The sequence below is a fragment of the Pedobacter sp. genome (assembly GCF_037719805.1).
Lineage (GTDB): Bacteria > Bacteroidota > Bacteroidia > Sphingobacteriales > Sphingobacteriaceae > Pedobacter.
In genome coordinates this window covers 667,499-683,213 of record NZ_JBBJLZ010000004.1, presented here as the reverse complement: position 1 = coordinate 683,213, position 15,715 = coordinate 667,499, and the positions used below count along the sequence as shown (strand labels likewise).

General features: G+C 42.2%; 9 protein-coding genes. 7 read left to right on the top strand and 2 right to left on the bottom strand.

From position 1 onward, the window contains the following. Position 1: 1 nt before the first annotated feature. Positions 2-2,113 (top strand): hypothetical protein, encoded by a 2,112-nt coding sequence (locus tag WKF66_RS16215; RefSeq protein WP_489675524.1) that lies wholly within the window; start codon positions 2-4, stop codon positions 2,111-2,113. A gap of 130 nt (positions 2,114-2,243) precedes the next feature. Here WKF66_RS16215 and WKF66_RS16210 read toward each other — a convergent pair whose 3' ends face one another. Together WKF66_RS16210 and WKF66_RS16205 are read right to left on the bottom strand one after the other, a co-directional pair. Further along, complete coding sequence (locus tag WKF66_RS16210) at positions 2,244-2,540, bottom strand: hypothetical protein (RefSeq protein ID WP_489675523.1); 297 nt, start codon at positions 2,538-2,540, stop codon at positions 2,244-2,246. 256 nt (positions 2,541-2,796) lie between these two features. Beyond that, on the bottom strand, positions 2,797-5,661 hold the full coding sequence (locus WKF66_RS16205) for a triple tyrosine motif-containing protein (RefSeq protein WP_489675522.1): 2,865 nt from the start codon (positions 5,659-5,661) through the stop codon (positions 2,797-2,799). Between the two features lie 329 nt (positions 5,662-5,990). Here WKF66_RS16205 and WKF66_RS16200 point away from each other — a divergent pair, with 329 nt between their 5' ends. Genes WKF66_RS16200 through WKF66_RS16175 form a run of 6 tightly spaced genes read left to right on the top strand, consistent with a single transcriptional unit; the run spans position 5,991 to position 15,612 of the window. Next, positions 5,991-9,113 (top strand): SusC/RagA family TonB-linked outer membrane protein, encoded by a 3,123-nt coding sequence (locus WKF66_RS16200; protein WP_489675521.1) that lies wholly within the window; start codon positions 5,991-5,993, stop codon positions 9,111-9,113. Between the two features lie 24 nt (positions 9,114-9,137). Further along, positions 9,138-10,646 carry a RagB/SusD family nutrient uptake outer membrane protein gene (locus WKF66_RS16195; RefSeq protein WP_489675520.1) on the top strand — a complete coding sequence of 503 codons (1,509 nt, stop codon included), beginning with the start codon at positions 9,138-9,140 and terminating at the stop codon, positions 10,644-10,646. A 19-nt stretch (positions 10,647-10,665) separates the two neighbouring features. After that, positions 10,666-12,753, top strand: coding sequence for a phage tail protein (locus tag WKF66_RS16190; RefSeq protein ID WP_489675519.1), 2,088 nt, complete (start codon positions 10,666-10,668; stop codon positions 12,751-12,753). Positions 12,754-12,764: 11 nt separating this feature from the next. Beyond that, positions 12,765-13,661 (top strand): PKD domain-containing protein, encoded by an 897-nt coding sequence (locus WKF66_RS16185; protein WP_489675518.1) that lies wholly within the window; start codon positions 12,765-12,767, stop codon positions 13,659-13,661. Between the two features lie 5 nt (positions 13,662-13,666). Then, the gene (locus WKF66_RS16180; RefSeq protein ID WP_489675517.1) at positions 13,667-14,704 is read left to right on the top strand and encodes a family 16 glycosylhydrolase; all 1,038 of its coding nucleotides are present in this window, start codon (positions 13,667-13,669) and stop codon (positions 14,702-14,704) included. A gap of 35 nt (positions 14,705-14,739) precedes the next feature. Next, positions 14,740-15,612: a glycoside hydrolase family 16 protein gene (locus WKF66_RS16175; RefSeq protein WP_489675516.1), complete on the top strand. Its 873-nt coding sequence runs from the start codon at positions 14,740-14,742 to the stop codon at positions 15,610-15,612. The last annotated feature ends 103 nt before the right edge of the window (positions 15,613-15,715 follow it).

Below are 15,715 nucleotides of genomic sequence, written 5' to 3'. Positions count from 1 at the left end.
CATGGATATACATTTTGCAATACTAAGTTCCGATCAGGTTACAAAGGATGGAACACAATTTTCTATTTCTGCATTAGAGGACGGAGTTTGGTTGGCTTCTATGTTCGGAGTTCCATCAAATCTTTCACATGACTTTCATAGACCTGTTGGTTGGTCTTATGCCAGCGGGCTTTATTTTGACCCCAGACATGTTCTTATGACAGGCAAAATGCTAATTGCCAGTTCGACCAAAGATATAGAAACGCTGACGAAGGCAATGAAAAATTGGTATGGCAATCTTCTCTATAACCATATAAATCCATTCACCGATAAGTTTAGAACAGCATTAGGAGATTTTTTTAGTACCACTGGCAAATTATTCTACAACGGGATTGTCCTATATCACGAAAAAAATATAGTAGCAAAAATTTTTCCCGAAATGGATGCAGAAATTTTGAAGGATAAGGACCATTTAGTTAATTTAGAGTATTTACTTAACGAATTTGAAAATCTAGGTCAAGGCGTATTTAAGCACAAAAAATCAGAATTATGCGTTCTTGCACATCCCTATTTTAGAAGATCCTTATCTATCCACAACAATTTTCATTGGGAATTTATCGATGAATTGATAGCCCAAAACAAAATCCCAGGGGTAACAGCGAAGATAAAAATAGACTATGAATTTATTGGTTACAGTCATTCTTTTTGCCCATCGCACGAATACGAATTTTGGTGGGGGCCAAAATACAACGATGACATATCCTCAATTGCTCCAGGACTAACCCAATATGGTAGTAATGAGTTTGAAAAGCTCTATTACCAGATTGAACGAACAGAATTTGTTTGGAAAAAGGAAAAAGATAAGAAAAGGGAACTTTATACCTTGGAAATGGAAGAGGTAAAGAACCAACCAGCGCCTATTGCAGGCGATAACTACGGATGCCGTTACGTTCATTCAATTTGGGATGAAGATAACCAAGCATTTGACCATTTTGATGGAGCTATTAGAGCTTACGACACCGAGTTAATGTTGGAAAGGATAGAAAGTAGGTTGACGGATATGGGCCGTAGGAGCGAATACACTAAACTATTCAGAATCGATGGGAAATTACCACTATCGAACTGGAAAAGTCTTGTGACCAACTACATGCAAGGAAATCCACAGATCTATGAATATTTTGGACTTGAAAATCCAGATGTGCAATCTGTGTTAAACGAACCCGTTTCGCCTTCAGCTTTTGAAAGACTTGTACCCTATTCTATCAACAAAGATGAAGGTATCCGTTTATATGTTTCATATCACGAAAAACAAGTCGAGTTATCCAAAGCAAGGTATTTTGATTCCTACGATCTCTTAACAATGACAGACGGCAAACGTAAGTCCATCGAGTATTTCACTGTTGATTTAGTAAAGGTATTCAACAGAATAGGAATTGACATTGATTTACCCATAGACCGGACTTTAGTACTTCATGAAGACTTCTACCACAACATTCCGTGCATATTCCACGGCGGTGAAAAATCAGAAGATAATATAGCCTTAACCTTAAAGGGATTAAAGAAAGTTATGGAAAGCCTTGTTAGGTTAGAAAGAAATGAAGTTTTTTCTATTTCTCTTGCGTGGAACTGGGAGGATCGTAGCGTAAACTTTGCACTGCTTGGACATGTAAATGACCTCTTAAACTGGTTTACCAGTTTCAGTTCAATTCCAATATCAAGGGGTAAGTTCAAAACCTTCTTAGAAACTCAAGGTAATTTTATAAAACAGAATGGAAAAGCTACCGAACTACCCAAACTTGCGTCAGTTATCTGTGGAGATGGGATGATTTACCTGAAAAGAAGACTTGTGCAGGAAGATGCAATTCTATCATGGCCTGACCCAAAAGACTTCACAAACACAATGCTTAAAGTGAAAAATGACGATTTAGGGCTGGTTGAACTTCTTCAGAATAAACAGATATATCCAACACCATCGCTTCTAATAAAAAAAATACTTTGTAACAAATCCAATCTCGATTATATAGAAAGTCCATATTGTGAATTATTAGATTCTGACCTCGAAACAACAATGGAAGATATTGAAATACTAACATTTCATTGGTCAGATAAACCAAAACCTATAAAGTTTGCGTAGTAATTCAAAGTGTGGCCAATCTTATTTAACATTTTTATAACTAACAGGTACACTTTATAATCTAAATTTATAATGATAAAACACAAAGGGCTACCGTTGGTAGCCTCCTATCATCAAAAACTAAAACCACTTAAACATCCAATCCCTGGCCTTGCCTTTTATTTTTCTCCTGCGCTTTGTTCCTGCTTTGTGTATATTCCTGCTTCATATCAGGTTGTTTTAAAAACTGCTCCCGTTTTTCTGGCCTTCCTTCTTTGGTGTAAAGATTGATCTGGCTGTAACGAGGAACTGCTTCCAATTCCAATTTTACAGGATCGCCATTTTTCTCAACGGTAACTATTGTTCGATTTCCATTACGAATACTTCCTTCCACAATCTCACGTTTTGCCGGGTCAACTAATTCTTTGATCTCAAATTTATCAAGCACATTGGAAAGGTCGAACCCCTACGCAGGATCTGTATACTGAAAAGCAAACCAGGACAACTAGGTATTGCAGGCAGATTCAGATTTCAAGCATAGGAATCCAGGCAAATGCATTTATGCGAACAATTTCTGATCATATTGTTTAACACAAGCAATAGATTGATTGGCGTTCCTGAAATCTAAAGGGGAGGGGTTGCTGGAACAGAAGATCCGAAATTGCTAATCTTCGCCGGAATAGCAAAGCCCCTTTGAAAGAAACCTACTTCATTAACTCCCTCTGTATCGCAAACAAAAACTCAAAAAGATTGATCTCTGTTGGGATCTGCAGCTTTTTACGCAGGCGATAGCGGCTGACCTCTACTCCGCGAACAGATATGGCCATCAGCTGGGCAATCTCTTTACTGGAAAGGTTCATAATCAGATAAGCGCAAAGTTTTAATTCCTGCTGGTTTATGCTTGGGTAACGATCCTTGATAATAGTTAGAAACCCTGCATGCACTTTATCAAAATGAATAGAGAACAACTCCCATTCTTCGTTTATCTTATTTTCCCCTGCCAGCAAGCGCAAAATCTTTTTAATCTCGCTAACTTCTACCGCTTCCTTACCTGACTTTTGGAGGTGCTGTAACTCATCTTTCACTTTAAGTAAAAATTCCTTTTTTTGCACGAGGTTCAATGCTGAGGAGGCCAATTCTGATGTTTTAAACTCAACTTCGGTCTGCAACTTTTCGTTTTTAAGCTTTACCACCTCCTTCTCAGACCGTTCCAATTCCAACTGGTGGAAGTAAGCCAGCTGCGTTTGCTCGTCCTTGTATTTTTGCTGTTGAATAAGTAATTGCTTCTGCTGTTTAATATGGTGGCGCTTCTCTTGTAACTTATATAAACAATATAAAGCACCGGCGATAAGAGCAAGGTATATAACATACGCTAATATCGACTGGTACCAGGGTGGGTTAATATTGAAAGAATAATTGGCCACAACCGATTCATTATTTTGGTGGTTACGCGCCTTTACTTTAAAAATGTAATTGCCGGCAGGTAAGTTTGTATAATCATTTTCCGACTTTTTAGACCATACAGACCATTTTGTATCAAAGCCCTCTAGTAAATAACTGTACTCTGCATTGGATTGCTCCTCAAAAATTGGTGATGAATATTCAAAATGCAGCGATCGCCATCGGTATCCAAGCGTGAGGGTATTGTTAGCGGTCTGTTTCCCATTTCCGTTCACATCATCAAAATATCCGCCGTAAAGTACACTGTCGGTAGTTGAAGTGGCTTTAACCTTTCGGATAAATACTTTCAACGCATGTATATTTTGTTTGTATTTAACGTAGTTAATGTGATAGAAACCATTTACGCTTCCTACAAAAATATTAGAGGCGTCTACAGGGTAAACATTTTCAAATCCGCTAAGTATCCTGTTATTTAATTCGGGAAAGTTGATGACTGTTGGTTCCTTGCTGTAATCCACCACACCAAGACTTTTACCCTGTACAAACCAGATGTTACCTGCCTGGTCTTCCTTAAGATATCTTAAGCTTTTGTTGCCAAAGATCCTCTTAAACTCCGCCGATGGAACAAATCTATCTGTTTTAGCATCAATTTCATAGATGCCCTTTTCAGTAGCTACTACCACACGGCCTCTTACTTTGAATACGAAGTTATTTAAATCGGAGGGAAGGCCCTGCGCTTTTGTGTATGTCTTTATTTGGTTAAGATCATGACTCAACTTATAAACTCCCCGGTAAGGATGCGAGGTCCAGATGACATTATTACGGTCTACCTCCAGGAAACGTGAAGACTCCAGATACTTGCCCAAACTGCCTTTATCAATGAGCCTGCTGCCATTTTCTTCGAACAAACGTACACCATAATAATTACCGGCGGCTATAAGCTGGTTTCCAGCCTTGTTTTGTAAAGGCTTGAATATCCAATACCCTGTATTATTAAAAATCGGCGAAAGCTTGTCGCCTGACACCTGAAAGATGCCGTCGTCGCGGCCCGTAAGCAATCGCCCAGCCTCTGTAGCCATATTCCAGGTTTGCCCTTCAGCAATCAGCGTAAAGTCGCTTTTTAAATAGCTCAAATCGCCGGTGCTCGTTACCGGCAACCGATATGCACCATTAGATAAGGCAAAATAAAGGTTGTTTTTATATAATGCAGCTGAGTAGCCCCCGCCGTCCTTAAATTTCGGAGGATTAATATGCTTAACAGCATTGTTATAGGCAATGTAATCGATCCCATTGTCGAGCCCCAGCCAAATGTTATGGTTTGCATCGGCATACATGCTGCGCACAAAAATATTCTGCAGACCTTCTTTTTTGCCAATGTTTTCTTTCACATTCCCATTTTTATCTATCTGGTAGATTCCGTTGATATAGGTGCCCACCAGGTACGTGCTATCATTCATTGCCGTAGCGGAAGAAAAATGTTGGTAGTTATTAATGCCAAAACCACTAAGCTTAAAGCTCTTTATTTTATTGGCGCTTAGCAAGTATAACCCATCTCTGGCGGTGGTGATCAGGCTCGAGGTATCATTGAACTTAGCTACGGAGGTGATGTAAAACCCTGATGGCAAGTCCTTCTTATCAATATAGGGCTCCCATCTATTGTTTGCGTAAACTAAGACGCCTTTTTGCTCGTCGTGCGCAATTAGTTCGCCCTGATGATTACCCAGGAATAACCACGACTGGGAATGATAAACAGTTATTTTGTGATGACTATACTTAATTATTTTATCATGGGAACGAAAGAAAACCTCCTTACCGTAGCACGCAATATCCCATATATCAGAAAATTCACGGTCGGCTTTTGGGATGAGTTCTTTTATCGAGTTGAAAACAAGCTGACCGTTTTTAGCCGGAGAAAAGTAACCAATCTCATCCTGGCCGCCAACATACAGCCGCTTATCGCTGCCAAACTCTAATGAACGGACAATAGTCTTATTTGGCAAGGGATATAACTGCCAATAGGCGCCGTCAAATACAAGCACCCCCTCGTTATTGGCAAAATACATACGGCCTTGTGCATCCTGACGGATTTTCCAGTTCTGCGTACCGGCGTTGTACTGCATCTTCTCATAATTTACCGTTTTGCGCTGGCCAATATAAGTTTGAGGCATCGCATTTTGCATGCATGCGAATAATATAAGTAAGAGTAGGAATCTTAAAAGCAAGGTTTATAGTTGGTTAAGCAAATTTCAACACGACTTATTAGTCGAAGGCTAATATGGGTGTTTTTAGTGGTTTTTTCAATGTTGTGTGGTAGTGATGTAGTGCTAAATTTCATTTTGGGCGTCATTGAACATACTTTTGATATTTATTAAACAATTGCTCCGGCAATATTGCTAACCAAGTTAAACCCTTATCTAAAGCTTTAAGCTATGTATGAACGTGCATGTCTATCGACACCAATCGAACACCAATTAACTAATCTTATCAATTAAACATTATGCATTTAAAACTCAAGTTTTTCATGGGTATTGCTTTGCTCCTATGTTTTATTAGCCAGGCGAGCTATGCTCAATCCCTGCGTATAACAGGTAAAGTAACCCAAAAATCTGACGGACTACCATTGCCCGGCGCGTCAGTAATTGTTAAAGGAACAACAGTAGGTGTTGTTACAGATAGAAATGGTACTTACAGTTTAGACATACCCCAAGGAGGCTCCACAGTGGTGGTCTCGTATATTGGCATGACAACCATTGAAAGGAATGTGACTCAGGCCGGCGAACAAAACTTCATCTTGGAAGATGATATGACTAACGCCCTCAATGAAGTAGTTGTACTAGGTTATGGTACTCAAAGAGTAACCAAGGTCTCTGGCGCTATCTCAACAATAAAAAGCGCTGACATCCAGAGGCTTAATCCAGTACGTCCTGAAGAAGCCATACAAGGTCGCGCATCGGGGGTAACCGTAATTCAAGGCGGCTCTCCTGGTTCATCGCCAACTATTGCGATCAGAGGAATCCCTTCTTATAGAGGATCAGACCCCTTAGTAGTTATTGATGGCGTACAGCAAACCACTGCCGATTTTAATTCCATCAATCCCAGTGATATCGAATCCATCAGCGTGCTGAAAGATGCATCAGCTACTGCTATTTATGGGGTTAAAGGTGGCAACGGTGTTATCGTAGTAACCACTAAAACTGGTCGTAAAAATATGAAGACCGAGGTCACTTTAAACAGTAGCTATGGCACGCAGGAAGCGGTTAGGTATATTGGTGTGTTAAACGCTACCGAATATGGCGCTATGATCAATGAAGGCAGTGTTGCTGCAGGGGGCGATGTGATATTCCCTGATCTATCGGTATTAGGTACGGGCACAAACTGGCAAAAAGAGGTGTTTAAAACGGCACCGTTGCAACAACATAATCTCGGAGTACGTGGTGGCAGCGAAACTGTCAACTACTTTCTTTCTGGAGGTTACACCAGCCAAGGAGGGATTGTTGGTGGCATCGACAAATCAAAGTATGACCGTGGTAACTTCACTGCAAACCTTGATTTTCAACTTGCACCCAAATTGAAGTTCATCTTAAATACTACAGGCGTCATATTAAACACAAAGGGGGTCCAGGAAAACTCATTTAACAGTATTATTGGAAATGCCCTTAATTTTGACCCAACGGTACCGATTTATAATGATGACCCAGCTGGTGGCAGCAAATATGGCTATAGTAACTTGTTGTTGTCAGAGATTTTTAACCCGCTAACCAGGCTTGACAATACGTACAATAAGAGCGTCGGCAGTAAATTATACGGGAAGTTTGAATTACAGTATGATATTTTAAAGAATTTGAAACTCAGCAGCAGGCTTGGTTATACCAAATATGATGCGAATAATAAAAGCTTTACCCCATTGGCATTTTATGGCCCCTTGAATGTCGAAAACACGATGAATGCCGATGGTTCTACTGTAACTGGTAGATTCAATAGTGTTTCACATGATAAAATAAGCAACTTTAATTATACCTGGGAGACCTTTGCTAACTACAACTTCAAAGTAGCACAGGATCATAACTTTGAGACGGTTGTAGGTTTCTCCTTGATACGCACCGCTGGCAATGCTGCTGGCGCTAGCAGGCAGGATGTACCTTTTAACTCCTGGGATTTTGCCAACTTCACTGCGGCTACCGGCGTTAACTCGGCTACTAATACCAGCGCACAAACTGGTTACTATAACCAATATTTTAAACGCAACCTGTCCTACTTCGCCAGGGCTAATTATGACTATAAAGAAAAATATCTAGCCTCTTTTACGGCCCGTCGTGACGGTTCTACCGCCTTTGGTATCAATAATAAATACGGTAACTTCTTTTCCGGCTCTTTAGGATGGGTAGCCACTCAGGAGTCATTCTTCAACGTTTCATTTATCAATTTCTTAAAGATAAGGGGTAGCTATGGTACTGTAGGTAATGACAATACCCCATCGCAATTTGTAACCATAGCAACCGGTGGCCCGGATTACGGACCCGGTGCAAACAGCAATGGGTACAACTTTGATAACGTCTTCTTTCCGGGATCAACGGTGGCCTCTGCCGAAAATACAAACCTGGGATGGGAAAGTCAGAGGCAAGCTAACATTGGCTTCGATATGACTCTCCTGAACAACAAATTTGATATTACGGTAGATTACTACGAGAAGCGCGTTGGGGATTTATTATTTCAAACCAGAGGGTCCGAAATATTAGGCACCGTTCCAATCCCGGATTACAATATTGGCTCCACAAAAAGTACAGGTGTTGATATATCCCTTGGATACAACGAGACGTTTGGAGACTTTAGGCTTGGTAACAACTTCAATATCACCACTGTTAAGAGTTTAGTTACCGCAACCAATTCAGAAGGTACCGCTAAGATACCGGGTGGTGCCTATTTCAATGGCCAGTCGCAAACCGTAACCGTTTTTGAGAAGGGTCAGGCACCGGGTTATTTCTACGGCTATAAAACACAGGGGCTGTTCCAAACAGCAGCAGAAGTTGCCGCTGCACCAACTCAGGATGGAGCTCAACCGGGCGATATCCGTTACATGGATGTGAATAATGATGGGGTGATTAATGCTGACGACCGTACCAATATTGGCGATTCTTTCCCCTCGGTAATATTAGGATGGAGCGTTAACATGAGTTATAAAAACTTCGACTTCAACGCCTTTACCTATGCATCTATAGGTAACGATATTTATCGTGCTTATGAACGTAATGCGAATTACACGAACAAGTTTCGTAGTGTACTGGCAAGGTGGACTGGTCCGGGTACCACTAACGATGCACATAACCCAAGATATTCGTTTAGCGATGCCAATAGTAATATCCGGGTATCTGACCGATATGTTGAGGATGGCTCATTCGTAAAGCTTAAGACTATCCAATTGGGCTATACAGTTCCGCAATTACTAAAGGGCAAAGTATTTAAGAGCATAAGGGTCTATGGTCAGGTAAGAAATGCCTTTACCATCACCAAGTACTCGGGCTTTGATCCGGAAATCTCTGGCGGTGTGTTAGATACTGGTGTTGACCGTGGCGCTTATCCACAAGCAAGAACATACACTGTTGGGCTTGACATTAAATTATAATTCATTAACAGAAATATGACTACGATGAATAAAAGATATATAAAGCTAGTTGGGTTGGTTATGTTGATAACTACGCTCTCAGCATGTAAAAAATGGGTCGACAACGATCCGCGCGAAAGTTTTGTAGTTACGGATCTCGACTATTTAAAGTCGGAGGGTGATTACCGCACAATGGCCATTAGTGTTTACTCGCCGTTACAATGGTTAAACCAGACGGTGGCGATAGGCGATATCGCCTCAGATAATTCAGTAGCAGGTGGCGAAAATGCCTCAGACGTCTTGCCTTTACAGCAAATTGATGACTATACACATACCCCCGTAAACTCCACTTTAGAGGATCTTTGGAGAGTAGCCTATGAGGGTATAAATCGTGCGAATTACCTTACGCAGTATAAAGACAGAAATAAGGGCGGTGATGTAGTTAATTTTAATGGCAAAGACGCGCTTTACGGTGAGATCTTATTCTTACGCGCTTACTTCTACTTTACATTGGTAAAAATGTGGGGCGATGTTCCATTATTTACCGAAAGGAGATTGGGGCTTGAAGACCTAAAAGGGATGCCAAGATCGCCTAAAGCAGCTGTATATGCACAGATAGAAGCCGATCTTAGCGCTGCTGTAGCCGCCCTGCCAGTTACCCAGGCACAAAAAGGGCGGGTAACCAAATATGCTGCCCATGCATTATTAGGCAAGGTATATTTATACGAAGGCAAATTCGCCGAAGCCGCTGCCATATTGGAACCGGTGATTGCCTCAAACGCATTCTCGTTGGTGCCCGACTATGCTGCTATGTATTTGGCAACGGGAGAGAATGGTCCTGAATCGGTATTCGAGATTCAGTACAGCAATGGTTCACCGTATTATAACTGGGGTGGCGCAACACGTGGTCAGGGTAATTACGCTGTACAGCAAAATGGGATAAGGGGTATAAACGGCAGCGCCGCGATGCCTTATGCTGCAGGATGGAGCTCCAACCTGCCAACTCAGGATCTGGCGGCAGCTTATTCGCCCGGCGACCAGCGTAAAGCTATTACCACATTTGATATGGAGGCCTATAAAGCAGCTCATCCTGAATACGGAATCAGCTACCAGGTAGCTCCTTATAAGAACACTGGATTATATAATGGCAAATATTTGCCTCGTAAGGGTGAAACATCGGGACAGGTGGAATTGAACTACCTAAATAACTATAGGGTATTGAGATATTCTGAGGTATTGCTAATGGCTGCGGAAGCAATAAACAGGAGTGCTGGCAGCGATGCGAAAGCCCAGGGATACCTTAATATGGTGCGTGCGCGTGCATTTGGAGATGGTTTGCATCAGGTAACCGCTTCTGGAGATGCACTTAAACAGGCGATATGGAACGAGCGCAGGCTGGAACTGGCTATGGAAGGCGACCGCTTTTTTGACCTCGTGAGAACGGGACAGGCCGCTGCCAGGATAACGGGTTTCAGAACGGGCAAACACGAACTGTTCCCCATCCCACAGGAAGAAATAAACGTTTCCGGAATTACACAAAACCCGGGATACTAACCCTTAAAATATTAAGATCATGAATTCAATAAAATATTTTTTGAGCATATCCTTGCTACTGGCTGTTATTGCGGGTTGTAAAAAGGAAGCGTTTGACGATACATCGTTTGTAAACGGTGTAACTGATCCCGCAAAACTGTCGGTATTGTTTAACATTACGCAGGACAATACTGGCCGGGTTACGATTTTCCCTTCTGGTGAAGGGGCTGTCGTCTATGATGTTTATTATGGTGATGGCACCGAAAGTTTTGTTAAAGTCGGCTCAGGCAAAAATACCCAGCACACCTACAAAGAGGGTGTCTACACTGTAAAGTTAGTTGCGCATGGGATAAATGGTAAAACAACTGAATTAACTCAGCAACTGACGGTATCATTTAAAGCACCTGAGAATTTAAAAGCCACCATCACGACGAATGGCTTAACTGTTAATGTGGGTGCTACTGCCGATTACGAAACCATGTATCACGTCTATTATGGTGACGAAACTAAAACCAACCCAGAGCCTTACGATTCTTTTTTGGAGACGCAAACTGCGACACATACCTATGCAGCCGCGGGAACTTATGTAGTAAGAGTGATTGCTTTAAGCGGTGGCGTTGCAACAACCAAGTATGAGGAAACCATCAAAATAGGGAAGCAAATAGACCTGCCTTTAACTTTTGATGACCCTAATTTTGATTATACTACAAGCGATTTTGGAGGCAATTTATCAAGCGTAGCTGCTGACCCGGCCAATGCAGCGAATAAGGTTTTAAAAGTGACTAAACCAGCTGGCGCAGAGGTTTGGGCAGGTACTACTTTAGGCACAGCTACAGGCTTTGCCACTAAAGTGGCGGTCACTGCCGCTAATTCTAAACTGACTGCCCGAATTTATTCACCGGCGGCAGGTTTAACAATTAGATTAAAGTTGGAAAATCATACTGTTGCTGCGAATGCTGTGGAAACAGACGCCGTAACCACCGTGGCAAATGCATGGCAAACCTTGACCTTCGACTTTAATAACAACGCTGCTGGTACACCTGCATTAAACAGCGCCTTTACCTACGATAAGGCTTCGATGTTTTTCGACTTCAACGTAGTAGGAAGCGGCAAAGTGTTTTATATGGACGACCTGAAAATGAACGCCCCTATCCAAACCATCAGCTTGCCGGTAACTTTTGACGCGCCAAATACAAATTACACCGTAATTGACTTTGGTAACAACATCACCATTGACGCGGTTGATCCTACTAACGCGGCCAACAAGGTTAAGAAGACCACCAAACCGGGTGGCGCTGAAACCTGGGCAGGAGTTACCATTGGAACAGCAGCAGGCTTTGCAAGTAAAATACCGCTGACATCGGCATTTGCGCAAATGAGTCTGCGTGTTTATTCTCCTGCAGCCGGACTAACCATTAAACTGAAAGTAGAAAACCATACCGATGGTACAAAATCTGTAGAGACCGATGCGGTGACAACCCTGGCTAATCAGTGGGAAACGTTGACCTTTAATTTCCTCAGCAATTCTGCGGGTACATTAGCCTTTAATCCGGCAACAAATTACGATAAAGCCACAGTGTTTTTTGACTTCAACGTAAGTGGCTCGGGTAAGGTATTCTACTGGGACGATTTGAAATTGGTGCCAGCGCCAGCGTCAGTTTTAGGTATTCCGTTAAACTTTCAGTCAACAACCCTTAACTACGCCTTTGCCGGTTTTGATGGCGGAGCAGTTACCATTGTCGACAATCCAAATGCTTCTGGTATCAACGTCAGCACAAAAGTCGCTAAAATGGTCAAAAGCCCTGGCGCTACTTATGGCGGCAGTGTCCTGATGCTCGATAATCCAATCGACTTCTCGACCAAAAAAATCTTTAAAATGTTGGTTTATTCGCCAAGGGTGGGCGCAAAAGTACTATTGAAAGTAGAAAACCCGACCAATGGCGGCATCAGCTTTGAAAAAGAAGTAACTACTACGAAAGCAAACCAATGGGAAGAATTGACATTTGATTATTCAGCTATAAATACAAGCATCGTTTATCAAAAACTGGTGTTAATATTTGACAATGGCACTTCAGGAGATGGCTCGGCTAACTATACTTTTTATTTAGATGATATCACCCTTAATTAATTTATACCACGATGAAAATTAATATAAAAGCATTAATAGCCATTTGTTTCGCAGTTGTTGCAATTGCAATTGGCTGTAAGAAACAAGAGTATTCCTTTGGTGAAATCATTACTCCTACGGAGCTGACCATTGCCACCGCTATTGAAGGTGCTAATGGCACAAATCCAGCGGGTGCAGGCTCTGGTAATGTTACCATCACGACCTCGGCAGCCAATGCCATATCCTACAAAGTAGATTTTGGCGATGGCACTAACAAAATAACAAGCGGAGGCGCTTTAGTACACAAATATGGTAACCCGGGTACTAACGATTATACCATCGTAATTAGCGCGATCGGCACGGGTGGTGTAACTTCAACGGTGACTAAAAAAATAACCGTTTTTGTCGCCTTTGTGATCCCGGAACAGATTATGCAGAATCTTACCAACGGCGCCTCAAGGATATGGGTAATAGACCGCCAGATACCGGGTAATGTAGGAGTGGGTCCGACAGATGGTTACACCTCAAGTTATTACAGTGCAGCTCCAAATGAACGGGCAGAATGTTTATATGACGACGAGATCACCTTTGCTAAGGATGGAGGTACTATAAACATGACGATTAACAACAAAGGCCAATCGTTTTTCACAGCTGCTTCTACGGCCGTTTATGGTAAAGCTGGAGGCGATGCTTGTTATGATATGGATGTTGCCGCAACACGCAAACTGACTTTTATGGACGCTACTTCAGGATCAACCACAGCAAACTCAACCCGTATTCAATTTATGGTACCGGGGAACGGACTTATCGCGTTCGGTACAGGAGGTAACGCCTACGAAATTTTACAACTAACAACAACTAGTATGACTATCCGCAGTATTGGCACAGACGGACTGGCATGGTACCAAAAATTTAAAGTTAAATCGTAATAGACATGAGATATTTAAAGACATACATTCTGATAGTAGCGGTAGCCTTGTTTTCCGGTTGCAGTAAGGACAACGATACAGGTAGCAATAATATAACGGACAAGCCCGCAAATATTGTGGTAACGCCTACATTAAGCACCGATAACAGCGGTACAGTAAGCTTCGTGGTAACTGCAGAAAATGCGGTAGCCTATGAATTTGATTTTGGTAACGGTATTTACCAAAACACTACAACTGGCAATTTGACTTATAAGTACCCGGTTGCGGGTACTTATACAGTAAAAGTCACGGCCAAAAGTGCAAGCGGCAAGACAACAGTAGCAACCACCCAGGTTAGTATTTCTGCAGCAGAAGGGCTTGTTTGGTCGGATGAGTTTGAAAGCGCAGGTGCACCTGACCCTGGCAAATGGGGTTATGACCTTGGCAACAACAATGGCTGGGGCAATAACGAACTGGAATATTATACCAACCGTACAGATAACGCAGTAGTTTCTAACGGCACACTAAAGATTGTTCTTAAAAAAGAGAATTACAGTGGTTTTGGGTATACCTCAGCCAGGCTGTTAACCAAAGGTAAATTTGCGTTTAAGTATGGCCGTGTAGTGGTTAGAGCGAAGTTGCCGACAGGAGTAGGTACATGGCCGGCAATATGGGCACTTGGCAGTAACATTGATACTACTCCGTGGCCTGCCTGCGGCGAGATCGATATTATGGAGCACGTAGGTAAAAATCAAAATACAGTATTTTCAACCATGCATTATCCGGGACACTATGGCGGCGGAGGCGTAGGAGGCACAACCCAAAATCCAACTGCTTCAACCGATTTTCATGTTTACAGCATGGAGTGGACGCCGGCTTCCATGAAGTTTGCTATTGATGGTAAAGTCTACTACACTTTTGCCAACAGTGCCGATTTGCCATTCAACCAAAACTTCTTCCTGATAATGAACATAGCAATGGGCGGTAATTTTGGCGGCCCAGCTGTTGATCCCAACTTTGTTAGCAGCACCATGGAAGTAGACTACGTACGCGTATTTAAATAAACGAATAGAAACTGGTAAAGAACACCTAATTAATTATGCGTTATAATAAGTGTATGTGTGTTGCTGCTTTTGTAGCGGTAACAGCTATGGGTATGTCATGCTCATCGGTAAATAAAAGCTCTTCCGGGGGAAATGCCAAAGGCGAAGTTGTTTTCTTTGATGATTTTTTGGGAAGCAAACTGAATCGCGACAAGTGGACCCCGGAAGTACCCGGATTCAATGGGAATAATGAATTGCAAACCTATGTAGACTCGTCTGCCGTAATGTATCTCGAAAAGGGCTTATTGGTAATGAAACCGCAATACGCGCCAAAATTTAAGAACATTGAGGGCAGGGAATATGATTTTATTTCCGCCAGGATCAATACGCGTGATAAGTTTGATTTTACCTATGGCACCGTCGAAGCCCGGATTAAAGTTACCGCAGGCGATGGACTGTGGCCTGCATTTTGGATGCTTGGGAAGGGCATGTGGCCTACTACAGGTGAAATTGACATCATGGAATATGTGGGCGAAACCGATTGGATTAGTGCTGCAATACATGGCCCTGGCTATAGCGGCGAAACGCCTTTTGTAAACCGCTTGTACTTTGACAAAGAACACGATGCTACACAGTGGCATGTTTACGCCGTCGACTGGACACCTGAGCGCCTGATCTTCAAATATGACGGCGTGCCCATGTTTCGGGTAACGCGTAAAATGGTAGAACATTACGGCCGTTGGGTATTTAACGACAAGCAATATCTGATACTTAATTATGCACTCGGTGGCGGTTACCCCGCTAAAATTAACGGTATAAAAGCCCCTTATTACGGCTTACCTGAAAGTAGTGTTAACATGGTTAAAGCCGGCGAAGCAAAAATGTGGGTAGACTGGGTTAAAGTAACTAAAGTCGCTGATCAAAAGTAAAGGGTACAGGTGAAACAATGCATGCTTTCTTACGAATAGGTGGCGTACTAAATGAACACTGTATTTCGGAGCAAAGTGGCCGTTTGGACAAAATTTCCAGATA